Source organism: Bythopirellula polymerisocia (assembly GCF_007860015.1).
GTDB lineage: Bacteria > Planctomycetota > Planctomycetia > Pirellulales > Lacipirellulaceae > Bythopirellula > Bythopirellula polymerisocia.
This window is the reverse complement of the sequence record NZ_SJPS01000001.1, coordinates 720,626-743,193: the sequence shown is the minus strand read 5'-3', so window position 1 is coordinate 743,193 and position 22,568 is coordinate 720,626. Positions and strand designations below refer to the sequence as shown.

The 22,568-nt window shown below is 52.2% G+C and carries 17 protein-coding genes and 1 other RNA gene; 9 read left to right on the top strand and 9 right to left on the bottom strand.

Going from position 1 to position 22,568, the window contains the following annotated elements; all coding sequences use genetic code 11:
• Position 1: 1 nt before the first annotated feature.
• Positions 2-526: a nucleoside deaminase gene (locus Pla144_RS02985; RefSeq protein ID WP_146447820.1), complete on the top strand. Its 525-nt coding sequence runs from the start codon at positions 2-4 to the stop codon at positions 524-526.
• Here Pla144_RS02985 and Pla144_RS02980 read toward each other — a convergent pair.
• The 3 genes from Pla144_RS02980 to Pla144_RS02970 form a co-directional block, all read right to left on the bottom strand.
• Positions 523-807 carry a hypothetical protein gene (locus Pla144_RS02980; RefSeq protein ID WP_146447819.1) on the bottom strand — a complete coding sequence of 95 codons (285 nt, stop codon included), beginning with the start codon at positions 805-807 and terminating at the stop codon, positions 523-525. The genes Pla144_RS02985 and Pla144_RS02980 overlap by 4 nt on opposite strands.
• Positions 804-2,330: a sulfatase-like hydrolase/transferase gene (locus Pla144_RS02975; protein WP_146447818.1), complete on the bottom strand. Its 1,527-nt coding sequence runs from the start codon at positions 2,328-2,330 to the stop codon at positions 804-806. Before Pla144_RS02975 ends, Pla144_RS02980 begins: the two co-directional genes overlap by 4 nt.
• Positions 2,331-2,634: 304 nt before the next feature.
• On the bottom strand, positions 2,635-3,051 hold the full coding sequence (locus Pla144_RS02970) for a hypothetical protein (protein WP_146447817.1): 417 nt from the start codon (positions 3,049-3,051) through the stop codon (positions 2,635-2,637).
• A 191-nt stretch (positions 3,052-3,242) separates the two neighbouring features.
• On the opposite strand from Pla144_RS02970, the gene Pla144_RS02965 reads away from it, so the two are divergent.
• The 3 genes from Pla144_RS02965 (at position 3,243) to Pla144_RS02955 (ending at position 8,720) form a co-directional block, all read left to right on the top strand.
• Entirely contained in the window at positions 3,243-5,132 is a 1,890-nt protein-coding gene (locus Pla144_RS02965; protein WP_197530349.1) for a choice-of-anchor Q domain-containing protein, read from the top strand.
• Between the two features lie 507 nt (positions 5,133-5,639).
• Positions 5,640-7,595, top strand: coding sequence for a type IV secretory system conjugative DNA transfer family protein (locus Pla144_RS02960; RefSeq protein ID WP_146447815.1), 1,956 nt, complete (start codon positions 5,640-5,642; stop codon positions 7,593-7,595).
• 468 nt (positions 7,596-8,063) lie between these two features.
• Positions 8,064-8,720 carry a hypothetical protein gene (locus Pla144_RS02955; RefSeq protein ID WP_146447814.1) on the top strand — a complete coding sequence of 219 codons (657 nt, stop codon included), beginning with the start codon at positions 8,064-8,066 and terminating at the stop codon, positions 8,718-8,720.
• Between the two features lie 290 nt (positions 8,721-9,010).
• Here the strand turns inward: Pla144_RS02955 and Pla144_RS02950 are convergent, their stop codons facing one another.
• Together Pla144_RS02950 and Pla144_RS02945 are read right to left on the bottom strand one after the other, a co-directional pair.
• On the bottom strand, positions 9,011-9,433 hold the full coding sequence (locus tag Pla144_RS02950) for a PIN domain-containing protein (RefSeq protein ID WP_146447813.1): 423 nt from the start codon (positions 9,431-9,433) through the stop codon (positions 9,011-9,013).
• Positions 9,426-9,683, bottom strand: coding sequence for a hypothetical protein (locus tag Pla144_RS02945; protein WP_146447812.1), 258 nt, complete (start codon positions 9,681-9,683; stop codon positions 9,426-9,428). Before Pla144_RS02945 ends, Pla144_RS02950 begins: the two co-directional genes overlap by 8 nt.
• Before the next feature lie 2,076 nt (positions 9,684-11,759).
• On the opposite strand from Pla144_RS02945, the gene Pla144_RS02940 reads away from it, so the two are divergent.
• From Pla144_RS02940 to Pla144_RS02930, 3 genes are all read left to right on the top strand, one after another.
• Positions 11,760-14,741 (top strand): tetratricopeptide repeat protein, encoded by a 2,982-nt coding sequence (locus Pla144_RS02940; protein ID WP_197530348.1) that lies wholly within the window; start codon positions 11,760-11,762, stop codon positions 14,739-14,741.
• A complete protein-coding gene (locus Pla144_RS25425; RefSeq protein ID WP_146449001.1) occupies positions 14,714-15,010 on the top strand; it encodes a tetratricopeptide repeat protein in 297 nt (98 codons plus the stop codon). The genes Pla144_RS02940 and Pla144_RS25425 overlap by 28 nt, the downstream gene beginning before the upstream one ends.
• A 151-nt stretch (positions 15,011-15,161) precedes the next feature.
• On the top strand, positions 15,162-15,407 hold the full coding sequence (locus Pla144_RS02930; protein ID WP_197530347.1) for a type II toxin-antitoxin system Phd/YefM family antitoxin: 246 nt from the start codon (positions 15,162-15,164) through the stop codon (positions 15,405-15,407).
• Between the two features lie 1,210 nt (positions 15,408-16,617).
• Here the strand turns inward: Pla144_RS02930 and Pla144_RS02920 are convergent.
• On the bottom strand, positions 16,618-17,082 hold the full coding sequence (locus Pla144_RS02920; protein ID WP_146447808.1) for a DUF4126 domain-containing protein: 465 nt from the start codon (positions 17,080-17,082) through the stop codon (positions 16,618-16,620).
• Positions 17,083-17,242: 160 nt separating this feature from the next.
• Between Pla144_RS02920 and ssrA the strand changes: the two genes are divergently transcribed.
• Positions 17,243-17,601, top strand: a transfer-messenger RNA (tmRNA) gene (ssrA, locus tag Pla144_RS02915).
• Between the two features lie 329 nt (positions 17,602-17,930).
• Here the strand turns inward: ssrA and Pla144_RS02910 are convergent.
• From Pla144_RS02910 to pelA, 3 genes are all read right to left on the bottom strand, one after another.
• Positions 17,931-18,644, bottom strand: a complete 714-nt coding sequence (locus Pla144_RS02910; RefSeq protein ID WP_146447807.1) for a TVP38/TMEM64 family protein — start codon at positions 18,642-18,644, stop codon at positions 17,931-17,933.
• A gap of 40 nt (positions 18,645-18,684) precedes the next feature.
• On the bottom strand, positions 18,685-18,819 hold the full coding sequence (locus Pla144_RS25275) for a hypothetical protein (protein WP_261342308.1): 135 nt from the start codon (positions 18,817-18,819) through the stop codon (positions 18,685-18,687).
• A 219-nt stretch (positions 18,820-19,038) separates the two neighbouring features.
• Entirely contained in the window at positions 19,039-21,408 is a 2,370-nt protein-coding gene (gene pelA, locus Pla144_RS24415) for a pectate lyase (protein WP_197530346.1), read from the bottom strand.
• Positions 21,409-22,080: 672 nt separating this feature from the next.
• Here pelA and Pla144_RS02900 point away from each other — a divergent pair.
• Positions 22,081-22,563 carry a hypothetical protein gene (locus Pla144_RS02900; RefSeq protein ID WP_146447806.1) on the top strand — a complete coding sequence of 161 codons (483 nt, stop codon included), beginning with the start codon at positions 22,081-22,083 and terminating at the stop codon, positions 22,561-22,563.
• The last annotated feature ends 5 nt before the right edge of the window (positions 22,564-22,568 follow it).

Sequence of the window (22,568 nt, the reverse complement as noted above, 5' to 3'; positions counted from 1 at the left end):
CATGACCTCGTCGGATGATCTCCAACACCGTGAACGCATGGCGGCTCTTGTCGAATTCACCTCGACCTCGCTGGCAACCGAGTTTCCGTCCCCCTTCGGCTCGTCGATCTACGACCTCACCAGCGGCCGATTGGTGGCCCAGGCCTACGACACCGTCATCCAATATTCCGATCCGACCAATCATGCCGAGATGAACGCCATTCGCCTGGCCACCACCAAGCTCGGCCGACTTTCGCTCCAGGGCCATATTCTTTACAGCACGTGCGAGCCGTGTCCGATGTGCATGTCCGCCTGCATCTGGGCCGAGGTGAATACGGTTGTGTTCGGTGCCTCCACCTTGGAAGACGCGAACCACTATTGGCCCCAAGCATCGGACCTCTCCCCCACCGAACTGGTCGCCCACATGTGCCGCGAGCCCAAGTGTTTGATACTACCCCACATCGAGCGCGCCAGCTGCCAGGAATTATTCCGCCAATGTGACGAAACCCTTCAGCAACGCGGTCTCCGACTGCCGCCGCATCGCTAAGCGAGGCTCCCCATATCCCCCACCTGCAACAACACCGTCGCCGGGTCGCTTAGTTGGATTTGCAGGAATCGAAAGAACAGCACTCGCCACCGCACCCCAAACAATAAACAACGGTGGAAGCAAACGAGCCCGCCGAGCTTGCGAGGATGAAGGGCGAGGGCGGTAGTCCTATAGCCAAATCTGATCGACCGCATCCAGGCCGAACGAATCGGCTGGGAAGTGTGAACCCCGTCATCGCGAAACTGCGGAGCCAACCTGCCCCAACCTCCCATCTCCATCATTCGCTTTCATTCTTATATGATCCGACCAAAGCATCCGGTTGAGAAAAATCAAGCTGCCAGTTCGGAGGAGGAATGAACCCTTCGCGTCCAACTTCATAGGTCGGTACACCGTCGAGGGGCTGAAGTGCACGATGCTGAATCAACATTCGGCCAAGTTCTTCCACTCGGGACGGATGCTGGCTCGCGACATTCGTAGTTTCGTACGGATCGCTGGCGAGTTGGAACAACTCGATACGATGGTGGTCTTCTTGGAGCTGTCGCTCTGCGATCAAACGCGGACCGACGACCGTCAACTTCCAACCATCGGCGGTAACCGCCAGATATTCCTCATCTTCACTGGATTGACCATGGTACGAATACCATGGTCGATCGTCTTTCGTCGAAGCCGTGCTGTTGGCTTCCGACGATTCGAGACTTGCCAGCAAGGAGATGCCATCGATGGGGCGACCAGGAACCACTGTAATCGAGCCGCTAGCCGCGTCGACGAGGGTAGGCATCACGTCGATGTAGCCGCAAACGCGATCATTTCGACCACCGGCCGGAAACTTGCTCGGCCAGCGGACACAGGCGGGTACACGAATTCCCCCTTCGTAGACAGTCAGCTTGCTACCCCGGAGTGGTTTGTTCAATTTTGGCAAGGAGCCGACACCGCCATTGTCGCTCAAGAACCACACGAGGGTGTTATCCGATTCACCGCTTTCTTCGACAGTCTGCAGAATACGTCCAATTCCCTCGTCCATTTCTAAGATCATGGCTTTCAAGGTTGCCAGCTTCTTGTTGTTTGTTCGCCTTTTGGCAGACACACGATCTTGGTTCGCCCGAGCGAAATTGGCGATCGTTTCTTCTGGAGCCTGAAGTGGACCATGGGGAGCGTTGAACGGGACGTAGCAGAAGTAAGGCGAATCGGCAGAGGCCGACTCGGCAATCCATTCGGAGGCCGCCTCCGCTATCAAGCGAGTCGAATACCCTTGCTGATCCGAGGGTTGATCGTTCACATGCCAATCACGCACTCCCTCGCGAGTCAATTGGAAGTAGTCAATCGCGCCATTGTAATGTCCGTGGAAGTGCGTGAATCCCTGGTTCAGCGGATGCCACTTCGCACGCCGATGACCAAGGTGCCATTTGCCGAAAGTGCCACGGTTCTGATAGCCCAGATCGGCCAACCTCTCCGGCAAAGTCAACTCGCTCACCGGCAAGCCGAAATCGCGGTACGGTGGAATAACGGACCTGGCGCAACCGAACCGAATAGGGTATCGACCAGTCATCAAACCTGCCCTGGTCGGCGAACACATGGGAGCGACATAGAATCGATTGAGCTCAACACCCTCGCTGACAATTCGATCAATATTCGGTGTCTGATACTGTTGATTGTGATAGCCCACGCAGTTCCAACCAAGATCGTCTGCGACGATCAAGACGATGTTCGGTTGAGACGACTCGGAAGTAGCAGCTGCCGCCAAGCTGTCGAACGACAACACAACAAAGAATAAGTGAACGATGATTGCAACCAGTTGACGGCACATAAGTAATTTCCGAGATGAATAGTGGTTTAGAAGGAGGGGGGATGGCACGTTGGCTTAACAACGAAGGAAATCTAACTTCAATTTTTGAATTTAAACGACATTCCCGTCCGACTCAATTGACTTAAGTTATTGCGATGGTAAATGTTACCAAACCGGACTTGAGATGCGTGTTCCCTTTTCCGCACCCCGGCGACGAAGCACAGTTTTGATCGCCGCGACATATTCTTCTAGTTAGCCGCGCTTCCGGAGCCCCAGCGCAGCAGAGCGCGTCGTCTCCAACAACTAACAACTAACAACCAACCACTCACAACTCCAAATACTCCCCCACCCACTCCGGCAACAACACCGTCACCGGCTCTGGCTCGCCTACTTGGATTTCCAAGAACCGGAAGAAAAAAATGCGTTTCTGACGAGCACTCGCCATCGCACCCCAAGGAATAAACAACGGCGGATGCCCCACACGAAAAGGAAAAAGCACCGACAATCGCAAACCCGCGTCATGAATCCCAATGTTCAAACACGAGTTGTAATTCACCCAGCCAAATCTCCCCGACCGCATCCACGCCGTGCGAATCGGCTGGGAGTCGTGAGACTCATGTTCGCGATACTCCCGAGCCAACCTGCCCCAGCCCCCCATCCAAGAGAGGGCAAAGCAGATGCCAATCCAGAACAAGGGAAAGAAAACGATGAATGCCGAGGGGATGAGTTTTTCCCAGTTCATGCGAGTTGCCTCAGAGAATATTGCCGTGTTTTCGTCCCAAACGGAGGAAATTAATTGACTAGGAGAAATTCACGTGATTTTCATCGCGATATTGGATTAAAATAGCCAGAATAGCAACTCCCAATCGACGCATGCGTCTCAAAATCAACTTTTCCAATCCCAAACTCAGTAGCCTATTGAGAGAACTCCAAATGAAACAAGGATGCAAGAGTTCTCGTCGCACTTCAAACGAACGCCGCTTGCGCGTCGAACCGCTTGAAGACCGCCGAATGCTGGCCGTCTTGACGGTCCAGAATAATCTTGACGATACCCTGGCCAACCTCGCGGGTGACGGCCAACTTAGTCTGCGCGAAGCAATCGCGATCGCCAACAACCCCGGCACCACGATCGACGGCTTTGTGAGCAACGATATCGCCGACGAGATCCGTTTCGACTTCGGCCACGACGGCCCCGAAAGCATTCTGCTTCAAAATGGTGAACTACTGATTACCTCTGATCTCACCATTACCGGCGATGGCCCGGAACTGCTCACGATCGACGCCGGCAACGGTACCGACAACACGTTCAAGACGCTCGACGGTTTTCGGGTGTTGAATATCGACGACGGAGATGCGAACCACAACATCGAGGTCATGGTCGAAGGACTGACCATCACTGGCGGCGATCCGGCCCAAACCGATCTGGGAGGAACCGGCGGTGGAATCCGCAGCCGCGAAAACGTCACCCTGCTCAACAGCGTGGTCACGGGCAACGCTGCGGTTACCGGTGGAGGGATTCAGCATCGCTACGGCACGTTTCAACTCATGGCTAGCACCGTGAGCTTCAACAGTGCCTTTGGTAGCGGAGGCGGGATCAGCAACGGCGCGGGTGCGGACTACACGCTGGGCCAGCGGAGTACGCTGATCGTGTCTCAAAGCACGATTCACCAAAACTCCGCACTTCCTCCCATTGGAGACGGAGGTGGCATCTCGAGTCTTGGCGAACTGCACGTAGCGAATAGCACCATCAGTGGAAATGTCGCGGGTGACGATGGGGGTGGGGTACAGCTTCGAGATTCGCAGGATTTCTTCACCGAGAATACGATTATCAATAGCACCATCAGCGGCAATTCGACACCACGCGAGGGAGGCGGTATCTTCAGCCAAGCACCGCTCCTATACATCACCCACACCACGATCACCGAGAACTCGGCGGGCGATGACGGCGGTGGCATTGCTGCTAGGTTCTACAACTTAATGCTCCACAACACAATTGTTTCCGGTAATTGGCAAGACGGTTCGCCCGGCAATCTCGCAAAATTCTTTTCCTCGTTTACTGGCAATTACAATCTGCTCGGCTCAGGCGACACGATCGGAGGATCAGGCGACATCGAGGGAGTCGACGACCCGCTCCTCGGCCCCCTGGCCAACAACGGCGGTCCCACAAAAACACACGCCCTGTTGCCAGGTAGTCCGGCGATTGATGCGGGTGACCCATCGATTCTTTTCGACGCGAACGAATTTGATCAACGCGGCAATCCTTTCACCCGTGTGGCCATAGGAATTCTTACCGGCGTACCCTCCATGCCGCGGATTGACATCGGCAGCTACGAAGCCCAAGGCCCCCCCTCGGCAGATTTCAATAACGACATACGAGTCGACGGGAGGGACTTCTTGAGTTGGCAACGGTCCTTCGCAGCAGTCGGGCCAGCGGCCAGTGGTGGAGACAGCGACTACGACGGCGACGCCGACGCGAGCGACTTAGCGGCCTGGCAGGTGAGTTATGGTAGCATCATCGTCTTGCCGCCGCTTTCCGCAGCACTTGAGGTATTGGAAGCCAAGCCAACTTCCATGGCTGCTGCGTTGAATGCGGCTCTCACTCTGGCGATGTTCGATAGTCCGGCAGAAGATGGTGAATACTTGATCGACGAACTGACTCCCGCTGAGCTTCCCAGAGATGCCTATTTCGCCCGTAGTGACTATCTTCCTACCGCAGCGTGTAATTTTTCTTCAGCTTCAAATGATGTGCAGCCAAGATACTTAGAGCAGGAGGAATCAGAGACTGGTTTGACCGATTTGATATTTGAAGCTTGGGACAATTGAGTTGAGATAAGCGGAAATTCAATTGGGACGAGCGCAGCAGAGCGCGTTGTCTCCAATCGCTAACCTCTAACCTCTCACCACTCACCACTCACCAATCACGAATCACGAATCACGAATCACCAATCACCAATCCACACACACGTTGTCCACACGAGTCGACTCAGTCGACAACATTCAAGGGACCGATTCTGTCGCTGCGAAGATCGAAATTTTGGATACTTCGATTGCCGCCGCAGAATTCGGCCGCAGTTCGGTTTTTCTCGCAACAATTTTTGAATTTAAAAAACTTTTGGATTCCAAAAACAATTCGCTTGCAAAAATCTCATCCTCGCTCCATGGTAGGTGATGGGGAGATTTTCTATGGCCACTTCCTGATTTTTATCAGGGCGGTGTCCCTTTATGACACGCATCAGTGGCGGACGGAGCTGTCTTCATTGAGTTCGCAGTCGTGGTACGGCTGCATTTTCACTCAACTATTTGTCTTCATTACGGAAAGCCGAGACTACGATGACACTGTTTAGTAACGAGCCGAATTGTGAACAAGCGATTTCCAACGACGAATTATTTTTCGACCCCACGGACCCGAATGTGATGCGGTCCCAATCACAGTCGGAGGTCCCTCCGAAAGACTATTGCCGATATTATTCGGGGACCCGGCACCCTACGCCGGCCGATATTTCGGCTTATACGTCCCCTGCAGAACCTGGTGCTATTCTGCTCCCTGCGACGATTCCCCTTCTGAATACCCAGCCCAGTGACCCCCTCTCCCGTGAGCCGATCTACGGAGTAGACCTCGTGTTACAAACGCAGGAGCGGGCAACGCATACGATGGTCTTGGGTGTCACCGGTGCGGGCAAGAATACGCAGGTCATTGATCCGTTGCGTTATTCCGCGATTTCTGACCCACACCAGAGTGTGATCACGTTCTCCTTGAAGTCATCGGATTACGGCCCCATCGCGGAGCTGTGCCGGCAGACCAACAAACGTCTGGTGGTGGTGAATCTCAACAATTCCTGGCGGAGTGTGGGTTGGAATCCCCTTGCTACCAAGGATAAAAACGAGGCCTTCGCACGGATCAGCCGCTTTGCCGACTCGGTAAAGAACTCCCTTTCCCGCGATTCCGAGTTCTGGACCCAGTGGATTAAGACGGCGCTCAAAGGGGCCTGGGATGCTGGGTACCGTTCTTTTCCCGCGATGTTCAATCTTTTTTCACTTTCCTTCCACGAATTGCTAATCGAGCTGCGCGGACACCGAAATCCAAGTTCTCGCCAACTGGCGAATTTTCTGACCGGCAGTTCCGGTAATGCCGAGACGGTGTTGGCGTCGATCATCGGGGCCCTAACCTCGTTTCTTTCGGAAAGCGCGATGCGGGTGATGTCGCGAGACGATTTGAAATTGGATCGACTCTTCAAGGAGCCCGTCTGCCTGCATATCGAAATGCCGGAAACGAGTCTCGAAACCCAGCGGGTGCTGTACCAGATGTTGGCGCTCAGTGTGACGGACGAACTCATCAACACGGCCGAGCGATCGGCGAATCGAAAGGTGGAAGCTACGATCTTTTACGACGACATGCCGTCCTTGGGATATTTGCTTTCGCCGGAACGGTTGATGACTATGCGTTCCCGCGGAATCGGGATCGTAGCGGGTGTGCAGACCATCTCTTCGCTGGAACTTGCGTACGGTCCCAGTTGTCGGGCGCTGATGGACAATTTTTCCAACAAGATCGTTCTCCCAGGTGGCCCTGCTAGCGATGCCGACTGTTTTTCCCATGCGAGTGGTGAACAAATGGTCTCGCTTCCTTGCTACGAAGGAGAGAATTCCTCTTTCTGCTCTCGACCGCTACTTTCTTCGGCGTCGATTCGGTCTCCAAACTACACGCACCCTCTCTTTGGTCTACCGGCCACTTTGATGTTCGGATCGCTCTCATTTCAGGCCTATTTGCAGAAATCCTATGAGCTGCGCCCGATTGCTGCCCTCCTGCGCGCTACCCGAGCAATCACGGGTCACGAACGATTGCGGAGTAGGCAGTTGCCTATGCCAAAGTTTAAACAGGTGAAGCAGGCTGCTAACTCAGGCGGCACTGAAGAGAAAGGTTTCATGGATGTCAGCAACTGGAGTGAGGATCGAATCCGCGTCATGCTGGAAGAAGTTAGGAAAACGATCGGCTGGGACAACACAACGGGTTCCGCCCGAAAATGGTGGAAGGCATTTGAGGAGGACAATGCGAAAAAGTTGCAACTGGTTCTGCGCTTGGCGGAAGAGCTGAAGGCTCGCAAAGCAACGATCACGGAATTTTTCTTGAGCTATGTCTACAGCAATACGGATAACATCCAAGCCAATTTGCACTACCTCGACTACACCCGTGTGAAGAAGGAGGATCAAGAAACGAAGAAACGCAAGCGCGCCGAAAATGCCACCGGAGACGTTCCGCCCCCAGCGGAATCAGGTTCCGCGCTTTTTTAGGGACATCTTCTGACTTAGAACCTATCCCAATACCGATAGTCCCAAAACCCCTCCCCGGCCGTTCAGGGCCGTGCGAGGGTAATGGGACAGGCACAATTGAAGGTGAAGCACTTGGCCAAATGTTTCACACTTATTGGCCAATAAGCCTATACGGTATTTGAGGCTGCGCCATTAAATCATGTTCTCTCCAAATCGAGACAATCTCAATTGCCTAAAAAGCTTGCTAGAGAACATGTTGAAAACTCGCTGAAATAATTCCTTAAGAGAAAAATGCGTGTCCTTTCCGTCCATCTTCGGCCACGCACCACCCAAAAATTCCTTGCTTCCCACTAAGCACACAATTAAAATCGAGTCTCGCCCGTATAGATGGTTTCATATGATGTCCGGCGATTCCCAGCAGCCTCCTGAAAATAATGATGCGTCGTTCCCCGGGGTCCCTCAGCGAAGTCCGCCACTGGAGAAAGTACTATGATTCGCATCTTGCGCCGCATCTTGCTTGCCTTCGTTAGTGTGATAGTTCTGACCATTTCAACGCCTCACTCTGCCAGCGGTGGCGTTGCCGTCGATTCGGTACTTTTGGAAAGTGAGGCGGTTGCTGGCGAGGATATGGACTCGTTCTCGGAAACGGAGTTTGGTTTTTACAACGCTATTGCGTCTTTTAGTGTTGGTATTGGGGAAGATTATCTTGCATCAGGCGTCGTGTCTGCCGATTTCTATCAAAGTCCCTTGGGCCCCACGCTGGGAGTTCAACTGGACACACTGGCAACGGCGTTTACACGACCTGGATCGAATTATTCTGCCAGTGTTTCGGCTTCCGCGGCCATTAGCTTTAGTACGAACAGTGATTCCAGACTCTATATTCCTGAGCCAAGCGTTGGAGTTATCCTCACGCGAGTGTCTGATAGTTTGCCCATAGTCTTGATCGACGGTGCGTTTCTGTCGGCGGGAAGTTATCAGCTTTTCGCAGAGATATACTCCTCCCCAAATCCAGACGGTGAAAGTACAGACTCTGCCGCGGGTCTGATCACGCTTCGCTTGATTCCCGAACCGAAAGCAGGGGTAATGCTGGTGCTCTTTGGAATGATATTCTTTTCCCAGCGTCCCCCCGCCGGGTGCGACTGTTGACTTGCTCAGTAGTGGCCCAAGCCAAGAAGTTTTAGCTAGTCGCTCTATCTCTGAAAATCATCCACGCAGGCACTCGAAGAAACTACCATCAGTTTCCAACGATCCACTATTGAAACAAATGGAACTGGCACAATCGAAGTCGAAGCACTTGGACAAAGGTTCCAAAAGACTTTCGGGCAATTGAGCCTGCATCAGCAAATCAAGTGCTCTCCGAATCGGTGGCTCTGTCTGAACCGAAGATCCATCGATGGATTGATCCACGGTCAAGAGAGACAAGAAGGATTGCAATGTTACTCAACTCGCCAATTGGCGAGTTGTAACTGAAAACCAAGGGCCTGAACTCGCTCGAAGTGTTTTGTGTTACCCGTGACAAGTACCAGATTGTTGCTAATCGCGACGGCGGCAATCAGGGGATCGGTCGCCCCGATCGGTTGCCCCGTTCTCGCCAAGGCCCCCAAAATCTCTCCAGCCAGGTCCGCTGCGTCACGGCCTAGCGGCAAGACTTCCACTCCACCTAAAGCGGCCCGAAATGCGGCGAGTTCTCTTGGGGAGTTTGCCTTGGAAAAGCCAGCGATAATTTCAGTGACCGTTAGCGCTGAGATGCTGTAGCGACCGAACAGCTTTCGGTACTGCATGGCCTGATCACGGACACGAGCATCCTTGTTTTTAAGGACTTCCGAAAAGATGTCGGTATCCAGTAGAGATCTATTCACAAGGGGCTCTTAGGGGAGCGGAACGACGGCGGTCCATCGCCTCTTCGACAATCGTATCGATGAGGTCGGCCTGGTCAGAAAACAACCCTAGGAGCGGATCGTTCTGCTCATTGCTGGGGACAACCGCATTCTCAGCCAACGTTTTGGTGATGGCGTCGAGAACGTAGTGCTGTGGCGAAGTCGCCAGCGATCGGGCAGCGTCCTGGACCTTCTCGGCCAGCGGTTCGGGGATTTCTACATGAATGCTCATAGCGTGTTCTCCTCTGTTCAATCATACGACACGGAGAAACCCCGGGTCAAGTTTACCGGAATTGGGTAAAGGGATGACCACTTTTTCACATACGGCAGTGATAAATAACACAAACCCGACGTTTAAGCGAGAAGACCAGTACTTGGAGAGGGCTCTTGTAACCAACAATTCTCTACGGCAATCAAGCTTGCGGCATCGAATCGAGTTCTCTCCAAATCGAGACAGTCTCAATTGCCTAAAAAGCTTGCTAGAGAACATATTGAAAAATCGCTGAAATAATTCCTTAAGCGAAAAATGCCTGTCCTTTCTGTCGTCTCCCACATGCGCCGCGAACCCAAGTGCCAACTCCTCCCCCACATCGAACGCCCCCTCTGCCAAAACTCATTCCGCGATTGCGACAAAGTCATTCAGCAACGAATTCTCCGACTGCCGCCACACCGTCATGAAAAGTAATAAGCTCACTCCGTGAGCCGAAACTTAGTGACGACACGGCCATCGGCACAGGGAATGTGCCTGCTAATCTTCTGCACCAACTCAACCCGAAATCTGTCGAATGGCTACCAGCTTCTCGCGATCTCCTGCAGTAGAATCCCAAGGCATCAACATGAGCGAGTTCAAACGCAGAAGAGCGCCAGCAACGACAAGTGCAAACCAGTTCTGAATTGAGCTGCGTCCAAATTTCTCTTCTGATCCGTGTCATAGTAGATTTGTTTCTACATGAGTATCACAACCATACTACGCTTCGCTGGAACCAGGACGATCGCCGAATGCCGAGTAAGTGTTGAACAGGCCTTTAACAACATTGCCGGAGAAATTATTCAAGATTGAGGTCAACACAATACGTTGTTCGCAATAACCAAATTGCAGATTGTGGCGCTTACTTAGGATCAGGACAAAAAATGCAAAAGACTTGATTCCCGAGCTCGATACATCTGGAAAGTCTCCATAATTGCTAGTTACCACTACCCGGAGGATCAAGTGCTTCAGAACTTGCGAAGGCAACATGGGAGCACCAGTTCTTGTAATGGATCTTCAATTTGCCAGACAGAGTTAGCACTACAGTAGAAAACGTCTATACGTAGCTCGCCAGAGCACGAGGTGGTACTATTATGTCGGAATTCAAACCCCGCTTGGAGTAGAAATTAATTCCATACATCCTACGAGAATTAGAGGCCACCGAAGCCTAGTAGTTTCTCAATCAGGTAAGAAATGAAGAAACTGATCTCAAAATTGTTTGCCGACATTTTCAGCATCATAGGTGGAACGGCAACTATAGCTCAATTGTCTAGCGATCCACAACTATATGGAAGTTACGCTGCTCTTGCATTGCTGGCACTTCTTTTCCAGCGAACTACGGAAAGGTCCGACGAGAAGCAGTTGGAAGAAAAACTCAATGCTTTGCGAGGCTTATCGGGTCGGGGCGATATACAAGAGTTAATTCGAGTCTCAGGACTCCCCACCGATGGTGTCGGTGCTGCTGAAAATCCGCTAGTACTGCTATACAAAGCCCTGCAGCAAGATATCAAAGATCATGACCTTGGGTTTGCTGAGCTTGAGAAGAAATTGGAACAACTTGTCGCATCCAATGATTTACTATGCCAAAGAATGTCGGCCACCCTCCTCAGTGACGCAGGTGGTCTAAGTAAACTGCTAATCTCAGTCGACCAGAACAACGAGAAACTGCTGCAGCAATTAGGCGAGAAACTCGCAAGTTCGCATCGGCAGTTTATGAAAGACTTGTGTGATAGTCTCTTTTATCCACGTTTGTCACTGCCCTTGCGTGCGTACACACTTGAAGGTCCGGCCTCGCGACGTCTGTTCCACGGCAGTCGACGAGTATCCCTGTTGGGCCGCCAATCAGAAATCGAGCTTTTGCATGCCTTCTTACGCCCTAAAAATGAGGCTGAACACGATCTCTCATGGTGGTTGTGGACTGGTCCCGCGGGTATCGGCAAGAGCCGCCTTGCTTTGGAGCTATGCCTACAGGCAATTCAACTAGGATATCGGGCTGGATTTTGGGACAGAGCAGACGATTTTAATTCCTGGGACAAGTGGAAAATTGACAAACCTACTCTAGTGGTCATCGATTACGTATCTGAAAGAGCTGCGTCTGTTCGCGAAGGAATCCTTCAATTGTTTCAACACCCGGCCAACATACGTGGCCACTTGAGGTTATTATTGTTGGAGCGATCTGCCGATGAAAAACTTGATCTATGGTACAGAGAATTCCAAAGTGCCATAAGTAGTGGCGATCTTATTGACCTCAATGATTGCCGTTACCAACCACCTTTTGCATGCTCAGGTCTCAAGGAAGAGCAAGTCGGCCGCATTTTTAGTGAAGTTTTTTCTGACTACGGCCTTATGCAGTCCGTCGATCCAGTGCTTCGATTGTACCGCGATATTGATACCAATGGTAACCCACTTCTTGCTGCGGTTGCAGGCGAAGCAATTGTTCACGGAGGGAGTATTGAACGCATTCGCAATTGGTCGACTGTGGATTTAGTTAAGACAATTGTGCAGCGAGAAATCGACTCCTGGCGTAAAGTCGGTATCGACGACACACATGTCAATCTGCTGGCGTATGCTACGATCCGTCGTGGCTGCCCTTCGTATGAATCTCAACAGCTAGCTTCTGAAGGGGTGCAACTGCCAGAAACAGAAGCGCGCAACGATAAATGGTTGCACCAAATGACGTCGTTCGGTCCTTCAAGGGAAGAGGACGAGATATCGCCATTCATTCCAGACATGCTAGGAGAGTGGTTGGTTCTGGAGAGATTGGTCGGACGCCTAGACATGAATGCGTCAAATCAAGATGTCCTTCGCGAACAAACTGCCAGGCTCGTCATCGCAGCATGGAATGAATCCCTTCCAACTACTGAACTTTTTATCCTCCGTGCTCTGAACGATTTCCCGCTTCATGATGGGGTACCTTACTTAGTCTCGGATAGACTAGCTGCAGCTCAATCAGTTCAATATTCAATCCTAGTCGCTTCTGCTGTCTATCCAATTGTCAAAGCAGGACTAGATGAATTGGGGCAGAATCTTATCGACCGTGTTAATGCATTTCGTATGGAATGCCCAAAAGATGCGATTTTGAATAGGGCTGCAACACAAGCCCTAATTGCTCGGGGCATAGCGTTTTTTCAAAGGTGCGACTATGAGAACGCAATCGATGATTACACCTGTGCAATTGAAATGCCCAACGCTCCACCCGAACTAGTGGCTCAAGCCTTCGACAACCGTGGCACCGCCTATGTACAGCAAGAAAACTATGGTCAGGCCCTCAATGACTACACAAGTGCCATCGAATTGACTAATGTGCCGGATTATCACGTGGCCAGTGCCCTCGTCAACCGCGGTATAACCTTTGGTCAGATAGGAGACTATAGGAATGAGATCGCCGACTATGGCAAGGTGATCGCCCTGCCAAGTGCGTCCTCCGAGCAAGTAGCAAGAGCTTTCGTTTATCGCGGCGTCGCACACGCTCGAGAGGGAGACTGTATGAAAGCAATTGCTGACTACACAAAAGCCATCAATCTATCAAACTCGCCAACTGAGCAAGTAGCATCAGCTTTATATAATCGCGGTTTGGAATTCTTCCAAAAAGGTGACTTCGATCAGGCTAATAAAGATTACACAAGTTGCATAGAGCTTCCAAATGCACCTCTTGAACATGTTGCTCAATCCCTCCTCAATCGCGGGCTCTTATATGTACAAAGGGATGACCATAGGCTCGCAATAGCGGACTTCAGTAGTATCATAGAGTTACCTAACTCCCAAACTGACCATTTGGCACAAGCTCTCATAAATCGCGGCAGCACATACGCACATAAAAGCAATTATGACCAAGCGATTTCCGATTACTCCAGTGCCATTACCTTGCCGAACTTGCCTGTAGAAACTTTGGTTAAAGCATTCTTCAACCGAGGAATCGCTTACGGAAAGATAGGGGAGATTGACAAATCAATAGTCGACTTCAGTTGCGTCCTCGATCTGCCTAACGCACCGCACGACAAATTGGTAGAAGCCCTCGTCATTCGAGGCGCCCTATACAAACAGAATGGACACTACGACAAGGCGATCGCCGATTACAAACGTGCCATCGAACTACCAGACGGACCACCTAAGCAGGTGGCACAAGCCCTTGTGAGTCGCGGTCACACTTACGGTCTGATTGGGAACTATGATCAGGCTATATCCGACTACAACAATGTGATCGAAATGCCCGGCGCAACACCAGAACAAATAGCGCAAGCACTCGTTAATCGCGGTCTCGCATACGGTCTGAGAGGTGACCATAAGAAGGAAATAGCCGACTTTGAAAGTGCTATCGCGCTGCCAGGCGCGCCGCCTGACCAAGTGTCGCAGGCACTTGTCAGTCGCGGTACCACATACGGACAAAGAGGTGACCTTGAGAGGGCAATGGCTGACTTTCAAAGTACTATCACTCTGCCAGGCGCGCCAACCAAGCAAGTTGCAGCAGCCCTCGTCAAACGAGGTATCAACAACCTTCTAATCGGGAACCTTGACCAGGCGATCAACGACTGCACAAGAGCCATTGATTTGCCAGGCGCGCCGTCCGATCAAGTGGCTTTATCGTTCCTCCAACGCGGTACCGCATACATGCAGAGGGGATACTTAGAACATGCAATAGCCGACTTCACAGACCTCATTGATTTGAAAGTCGCTCCACCCACACTAATTGCGCAAGCCTACTTTAGCCGTGGACTTCTCTACTCTGAGAAGGGAGAATCTAAGCAGGAGCTTGATGACTACACCAGCATCACTAAACTGCCCGACGTTCCCCCAGAACTATTGGCACAAGTCCTCGTAAATAGAGGCATCGTAAATGCACACAGCGGAGACTATGCGAAGGCTATTGCTGACTACTCCATAGTTATTGACCTGCCAGGCTCGCCGTCTGATAGAGTGGGAATAGCACTTCTAAACCGCGGCATCTGCTCTGGCCTGAGTGGAGACCTCGAACAGGAGATTGCTGATTACACAACTGCCATCGACCTGCAGGCACTCTGCCACAACATGTTGCACACGCCCTAATCAACCGAGGTATCACATACTTTCAAGGAGGAAACCATCAGCAGGCAATTGCCGACTATAAAAATGCCATCGAGCTGCCCGGCGCGCCACCCGACAAAGTAAAAATTGCACTCCTTTTGACCGAGTCTTTCGGACAACTAGACAGCCTAAAAAAGTGTAGCTTAATCAGGAAAGGCCAAGAAATTGCCACTAAGAGTGGCAATGATGACTTATTTATTAAACTTCAATCCTTAAAAGACTCAATCGGCTGCGAGAGAGAATCGCATTAGTCGTGTACCCAAGAGGGGCTATTGCAAGTGAGAATCCACTCTGAAAAACCGCATCGAGGCCCTACCCAACACGCCTACAAACAGACACTTTTTTACTTTTCCCTCGATAAAAGCCATAAGTTGACCAGTTTAACTTGTCATGGAGACCTCCATGCCCGCATCCAAATGGAACATTGCCGATGCCAAGAGCAAGCTTAGCGAGGTGCTCAATTTGGCTCAGCACCAGGCTCAAATCATCACCCGCCGCAATCGCCATTACGTTGTATTGGATGGCGACGAGTACCAGCGCCTGAAGGGGAACCTACCCAGCCTCAAAGAACTCATTCTGCACGGCCCGAGCCTCGAAGGTGTCAATTTAGAGCGAGACCCATCTCCCGGCGGAGAGATTGAGCTTTGAGAACCCTCATCGATACGCGCAACGTCGCCTATTTTGAGCCAACTGGCGTCCTACTCATCAATCCATGGGATGACGATTAGGACTGCAAAGTGTCTCACGCCCGCGACTCCGAATATCCATTAGGACTCGAAAAAAAATAACAGTCTCCGCAACGCCCTTTGCTCCGTGTCCTCTGTGGCAAATTCCTTCCCCAACTTTTTTGTAGAAATTGGGCCACCCTGTTGGGTAAACTGCGAGTCGGGGGTCAAACGCCTTGTTTAATAGATGGGTGCAAGCGCACCATCCTACCTTGCGGAGACTCCCCGTCCCCAACCCAAGGAGTCGTTTCCATGAATACCGAAGTACGACCGAGAGTGTTTACTGAACCGAACCAACAGCGCGCACGGAGAGTTTTGTTTTGCAAAACTCCCCTTTATCTGAGTTGCCGCGGTGCGCGTAACTCGCAAGCCACCAACGAGTTGAAGCAATTCGGACCGGCGGCGCGGGAGGGGGTTTTTTAATAAATAAACGCGTTTCTAAAAATGACAAAAACCAAAAGTATCTCCAGCGCTCAGCCTGCGCGCGAATGATCGGCTTCTCTCACCAATCACCAATCACCACTCACCAATCACCAATCACAAATCACCCAGCCCCTGTCCCCCATCCTCTCCTCCGTGCTCTCCGTGTTACCAATGATAAAAATCTTCTCAGCTTGCATGAATTTATTGAACATGAGGTTACAGAGAGAACGGAGGGAATGGAAAAGGTAGAAATAGGAACGCTGATCTACGCTAATCAGCGCTAACCTATTTAGTGAAGATAAGTGTTTCTTTCTTCATTACTTTCATTCTCTCTGTTAGCTTCGTTACCTCCTGTTCCTTGATGTTTGGTTGCGGCTAGGTGCCGCGCTGGGTTCTCTGTGGCAAATTCCTTCCCTAACTGTCTTGTAGAAAATGTGCCACCCAATTTGCTAGGGTGGGAATCAACAGAACAAGTAATGGCCACAAGAAACACAAGAATTCACAAAAAGGGAGGGAATTGAGTTGGCTGCAATTTTTTTTGCGTCTTCTCGTGCTTTTCGTGGCTACCTTCAATTCATCATTCCTTTCCGACCACCAACCATTAACCCCCACTGTGCCAACCTGGCCGTGAAAAAATACGCGGCCAAATTGCCAAGTTGACCAACATGACCAAGTTGCGGGCTCTCGCATAGAGACTCCACCTATGTGAGTTATCGCAACATAAAACCTATCAGTGTCGCTCCGCCGTAGACGAGCAAATCTTCCAGGCACGCGGCAGGAGTATCTTTCCCAAAATACTTCGCCAGGCGGAACCTCAACCGCAGACCACCGAACGTCCCCGTAATTGCGCCGATCACCCCCGCTACGATTCCCTGCCAGAGCAGTCCCTTGCTGGCCCCCACGACTCCCCCCGTGAATCCACCTGAAATCAGTCTCGCCACAAGCAGAGGAGGGTCGGTGCGATTCGGTGCCGACGGCAATTGATCAGCAATCAGCTCGCCGATTGCCAACACGCTCAAAATCCAACGAGTTGCAGCCTTGGCCAAAAACTCAAACCAAGTTCCTCCCACCTCGAGCCAACCGAGATAAGCAAACCAGCTCACCGCCGTCGGCCCACTCAATGTCCGCATCCCCGACACTACACCGAGCAACAAACACAGAATTAATACGCTCATTGTAAAACACCTCAACCCCGAGTATTCAATGCGAGTATTCTAATCTGGCACCGACAAGTCAGCACACGGCCAACCTAGGATTCCCCCTATCTGGCCAAATTCACTCGCTTTCCTTGCGGGGACATCCGATCTATAATGAGTTCTTGCGTCTTTACCGCACGGGGGCGAACTGGGTTCGACCGGGTAGATGAAGCGTAAGTCGCGTGTCGTGGTTGATCAGTGGGCCACGTAAAAAGCTGATCACAATGTCAATTGCCAATGGCAATTACGCTTTGGCTGCCTAAATAAAGGCGCCCGGACTAGAGGCTGAAGTCGGATTGGCCTGGACGTCCGTCACTAAATCCGAACCGCTGCGAGTCACTGCCGGGTACGTTCGCAGTTAAAAAAGTTCTTGGCTAGCAAGCAGGTAACCTGGTCGACTGGGTGACCCGCAAGTGAAATTAAATCAGTCGGCTACACACGTAGAAGCTTGCGTGGAGCTATGTCGGGACGCGGGTTCAATTCCCGCCGCCTCCACTATAAGTCGCCTGTGACAACTGACGACTCACTTTGACTTTGATTGCCTAAACCCTTGCTGCGGCGAGGGTTTAGGCGTTTCTGGCCCGCCAGCTTCCCGGAAGGCGATGCTGCAGGCTGTGACGCAGTTTGCCCACTTGAGCCAGTTGCACGCTGCCCAGGCGCTACCACGCTGGTTTCGTTGGTAGTAGCCGAAAGGGGCGACGGATAAGCGGCAACCTCCGGGTTGGGTAGCCCTGCCAAAGCCCGCGCCTGGTCGGCTACGGAAAGTACAATTGGTGCACATTGCCCGCCAATTGAACGCACCGGTCGATATCAGCGGCCCGAGTTTGTCAATCGAGGCGGCTCGGATCGTCGGTTGATTTCTTCATCAATTTGCTCAACACCCATAATACGACCAGTGCGTAGACTGCACATACCGAAAGGAGCGGAAAGATCAAGAGTGGGAAGGCGGTCAGAAGCCCTTCCGCCATAAAGGCCTGTGCAAAGCACAAGGGCGCCATTCCGGCGAGCGTGGCCAGCATCACCTTCCAGACCGACAATTGCGTTAAACCGGCCGCGTACGAAACGAGGTCCGAGGAAGTGAGCGGGTTCACTCGCAGCAGGAAAATCACCCATGCGCCTCGTTGGGTAATTTTAGCCTCGTAGGGTGCGAGGGATGAGCGTGCCAGATACGTCTCGGCGCGTTCTCCAAGGAAAGCACGCATCAACAGACAGGCGATGCCAGCCCCAATCACGTTGCCGGTCAGCGACAATAGCCCACCCCAGAAGCCTCCAAAGATCACGCCGCCCGGCGCATACAGCATCGTTCCTGGAATGGGCGCGACCACTACTTCTGCCGTCACAAAGCCCACATAGGCCAGCGGTGCGGCTACGCCAAAACGATCAAAGAACGCACGCAGCGATTCGACCTTCTCGTCCGCAGTGGCCCCTGAATTCAGCAGCACCCGGACAATCCCGTCCGTTGCATACGACCATGCCAGTAGCCCGCCCAGCAATGCGATTGCTGAGATTGTCAACGCACGAATTGCAAAGGTATTTCGCAACTTAGCACAACCGGGACTGCGACAAAGGACTATGTGCGGCTCAGTAGAAAACTTCCAAGCATAACAGGATCATGACGTTCTGCGTTAGCGCCATCAAGCGGAGATCCCGGTACTGGGCTTGGAATGTGCGATTGGGGGTGTGATTGCCTTGGCGGCGTTTGATGACGTTTCCCATGCACTGCGACTTTCTGGGACTATCGGTCAAATGCCGCGCGATTCTCACCAGCCACCGAGTGTCTTTGTGTCGCATACGAGGGAGACGGATTGAAGGAGAGGTTCCGCGTCCACTGGGCGACCGAATGACGGAGATTGACTCCCGATGACGCTTGGTCGATGTCGAGAGCCTCCACGTTTGCGTGACATAGCTATAAGTTGTTTTTCCGATTTGCTATGCCTATGGTGACGTAGAGGTTTTATGCTTGGCTTGCCAGCGCGGGTAGTCCTTGGCAAGTAGGGAGGCAGCCCAGTTGCCGTAGAAAGCGTAGCCGCCGCGCCGTTCTCGCTCTATTTCGTCCAGCGAGTAGTGAATGACCCTATCGCGGCCGGTGAATACGGGGCGATTCGAACCAATTTCGTAAAAGCGTGCCCAAAGCGGTCCGGCGGAAGGATCGACCACCACGACGCCGTCGGGGAGTCCCTCGGCAGTCCTAATATGTTGGTAACGCAAGCCATGAATAGCCACAGCCTCAAACCATGCCACCGCGCCCTCGATCGCGGCGACCTCGTCCGGCGTGGGATCCTCGATATCCATGAGGAAGCGCACAATGCCGACGCTTTCCGAACCGGACAAAGTGGGGGGTTCATAGTTGCGGGCCCAGGCGGGAGCCAGCGTCACCTCGTCATGCTGAGCACACCAGACGGTAAGCTTGCCATCCTGCTTAATTTGCGTCTTCAGGATACAGTCAATGCCGCGTCTCACGGCTTCAGCAGCTTTGTCCCGGCGACCCTCGTCGACAAATGTGTAAGGGGCTTGGCCTGCTGCGACTTCGCGGAGTAGGAACATCACCGACATCATCGCATCATCATTGTAAGTGATATGGGAGTAATAACCACGAGGACGCAGTGGAAAGAACTGAGGCCAACCGCCGTTGTCGTACTGTGCTGCGAACAGATAATCGAGGCCACGCACGAATGACTTTTTGTATTTCTCCTGGTTGGTCGCATCAGCCATCAATGCCAGGAATCGCATCGGCACCGTCGTGCCGTCGTTGTCGATGGTGTTCGCCTTGCCGTCCGCCACCACTTGGGCGAGCACTTCAGGCGTGGCAGGAGAATTCATGTCAACGTTCTTTGGCCAAGCCCCTTCGGTTGATTGATAGAGCAAGACGTTCTCCGCGATGGCTTGCGCCTCGGCAGACTTATACCAATCTGGCGAACGCTTGAGATAGTCGCTGCCCCACCTCATGGGACGCGATCGTCTAGCGGCCACATCCCCGCTCCGAGCTGACTGGCAGCGATCCATTCGCCCGGCGAAGTCGCGGAGGAAATCCTCTCGCCATCGGTTCACGCTTTTGGCGCCGGGATGAACTCCCTCGGCCACCGCAGGATCTGGATCGTCAATCCACCAGTTCGGATGGACTGTGGATCGTCGGCCTGTCCGTGTGATCGGTGGCGAGACAGCCTCAAACTTACCCGACTTTCCGTCAAGTCCGGCGAAATCACTCTTGATCACATACGACCAGACCTTCGCGTCGCGGGGTGAAAAACGGAATCGCAGAACGTCTCCTTCGATCACTCCTTTGGAAGCCGGCACGCCGCCGTCGAAGATCATCGAGGCAGTGTTCTGAGCGGAAAAGTCATCAGGTTTTGGGAGTGCGAATTCGGTCACTCCGAACACTTCTGCTGTGTCCGCTTCGGTAGTTAATCGATCGAAGATTGTCTTTCGCCCATCCCAGATCGGCACGTATTTGCCGCCCCACCCGGGTTGAGATGGATCTTCGGGTGTGCCGTGCAGCAAACGAGCCACCGACGGCGTGTCGCCCATCTTGATGTCGTCCTTGGCGTTTACAAAAAAATCACCGAGCGCGCCATGCTCTGCAATGTGCTTGGCTACGAATTCTTTGTTGTTCCACTCACCTTTCTGGTTGCCCCCAACGAACCAACCGCGATAGGTCGCATTCGCCTCGATGATCCAGAGGTAGGGATGGTTCTGCTCGATATAGTTGTAGGCATCGACACTCCACTTTTTATTCGGTCCACCGATGAAATAGACCCGTAGCTTTGGCAGGATTTCCGGCGCGTCGCGTAGCGCCTGTGCCAGGTCATCGATGCCTCCCCAGACTAGCACATTCAGAGGTCGTGAATCTTCCCGCTTCGCACACTGGATGATCCAATCGGATCCTTCGGTAGACTCGCCGACACCGGAATCGCCTGGTGTATCGATGGCACCTTGTTTGCAGAGGGCACGTAGCGCATCAGGAGTGGGATACTTGTCGGAATATGTTTTGAGGTTCGGAAGATCGTGTCCGTACGCATCAATGACTTGCATAATGTGCTCCTTGCGTCCCTGACCGTATGGCGAAGAGACCAAGCCTTCAATGTCAAGACTGTCCGCGTAGATGAGCAGATGAACCATGGACTGAACATCATCCGGATCGGTCCCTCCGATATCGCTGGACACAACTATGCGATGTCGGCGACCCTCGAGCGCCCCGTCATCCGCTACTACGATCGCTCCGGCCGAAACCAAGTAAAACGTCGATGCTCCGATTGCGAGAACTCGTAGTAATATACTTCCAGAGATTATGGGAGTCGCATTATGCATGAAGAGTATTCAATAATAGAGTTCAATTAGTTTGTCGCCGCGAAAGTGCTCTGCTTACCGGGTGATCTACCCTGGAATCGATCAGTCTCCGTCCTGATTGCCGCATTCGGCCGTCGAACCCAATGACGTTTTGGTTTACGGAAGAGATGTAACATTTTAAGCACATCAGGAATCGGGGTAATCTTAACTCATCTACCCGTTTGTATTGTGTCAACTTTTTGCAAATTTAAGTGCCCCTGGAGGCCTACGCTAGCCTTCTCTTCGGCTTCTTATGTGATCAATAGCAACAGTCCAAAGAGTCACGTGCCCCCTTGGCTGCAAGGTAATAGTGCCAAGGATCAGTGGGAGTACAAGGAGAGTCGGAGGCAATACGAACAGAATCTAGCTTCAATTCTTTTCGGATGTTGAGAATCACCTGGATCTTTGAACCATCTCTCTTGATGTGGAGTTTCTATGCATAGTGCCTCCATGACAATTCCGATTCATATTTGATTTCTTGCCTGAGTTTGATGACGAATCGTCATCCTGACAGCTCTTCGCACCCTGTTTTTCCATTAACCTGGAAGATTGGCAACTCTGGTAAAAGCTACCACCGTTTGTTATAGTTGCAAAATCTAGGTTAGGTCGATGTGATCTTCTGAACTGTTCTGGTGGACTTGTATCGAGTGGACTATGGGATATCACGGCATTGACGGCTTCCTCGGATCGCGGGCTTCGTTGATCTACGACGTAGCGTTTCTCTTAGAGCTACTTGTCATTCCTCTCTACATACACAGCTTAGCGTTGCTGCTAGTGGGGCACGAGTATCAAGCTCACAAACGGTTGCAGTTAGTGGTCACGGCGATGTTTGCAGTTGCCGTCGGATTATTTGCGTTTGAATTCTTTTCCTACGACTGGCGGACGCTTGTTGGCGAAGAAGCGGATGCCATACCTCGCATCACCTACATGACACTTACCATCCACCTCGCATTCCTGACGATAACTGCCACGATGTGGCTCGTGTTGCTGATCAATGCGCTCCGCAAGATTCCTTCACCCCCCGTGCCTTGCGAATTCGGAGCCACTTACGTTTTCTGGCTCGTGTTGCTTGGCCTACAGCTTTTCATCAGCACCTTGACCGGCTGGGAATTCTATCTCCTGGCGTTTTGCTTCTAAGAGGC

Coding starts and splice junctions, on each gene's coding strand:
- Pla144_RS02985 (WP_146447820.1), top strand. CDS start 2: ATGACCTCGTCGGATGATCTCCAACACCGTGAACGCATGGCGGCTCTT.
- Pla144_RS02980 (WP_146447819.1), bottom strand. CDS start 807: ATGATGGAGATGGGAGGTTGGGGCAGGTTGGCTCCGCAGTTTCGCGAT.
- Pla144_RS02975 (WP_146447818.1), bottom strand. CDS start 2,330: ATGTGCCGTCAACTGGTTGCAATCATCGTTCACTTATTCTTTGTTGTG.
- Pla144_RS02970 (WP_146447817.1), bottom strand. CDS start 3,051: ATGAACTGGGAAAAACTCATCCCCTCGGCATTCATCGTTTTCTTTCCC.
- Pla144_RS02965 (WP_197530349.1), top strand. CDS start 3,243: ATGAAACAAGGATGCAAGAGTTCTCGTCGCACTTCAAACGAACGCCGC.
- Pla144_RS02960 (WP_146447815.1), top strand. CDS start 5,640: ATGACACTGTTTAGTAACGAGCCGAATTGTGAACAAGCGATTTCCAAC.
- Pla144_RS02955 (WP_146447814.1), top strand. CDS start 8,064: ATGATTCGCATCTTGCGCCGCATCTTGCTTGCCTTCGTTAGTGTGATA.
- Pla144_RS02945 (WP_146447812.1), bottom strand. CDS start 9,683: ATGAGCATTCATGTAGAAATCCCCGAACCGCTGGCCGAGAAGGTCCAG.
- Pla144_RS02930 (WP_197530347.1), top strand. CDS start 15,162: ATGCCCGCATCCAAATGGAACATTGCCGATGCCAAGAGCAAGCTTAGC.
- Pla144_RS02920 (WP_146447808.1), bottom strand. CDS start 17,082: ATGAGCGTATTAATTCTGTGTTTGTTGCTCGGTGTAGTGTCGGGGATG.
- Pla144_RS25275 (WP_261342308.1), bottom strand. CDS start 18,819: ATGGGAAACGTCATCAAACGCCGCCAAGGCAATCACACCCCCAATCGC.
- pelA (WP_197530346.1), bottom strand. CDS start 21,408: ATGCATAATGCGACTCCCATAATCTCTGGAAGTATATTACTACGAGTT.
- Pla144_RS02900 (WP_146447806.1), top strand. CDS start 22,081: ATGGGATATCACGGCATTGACGGCTTCCTCGGATCGCGGGCTTCGTTG.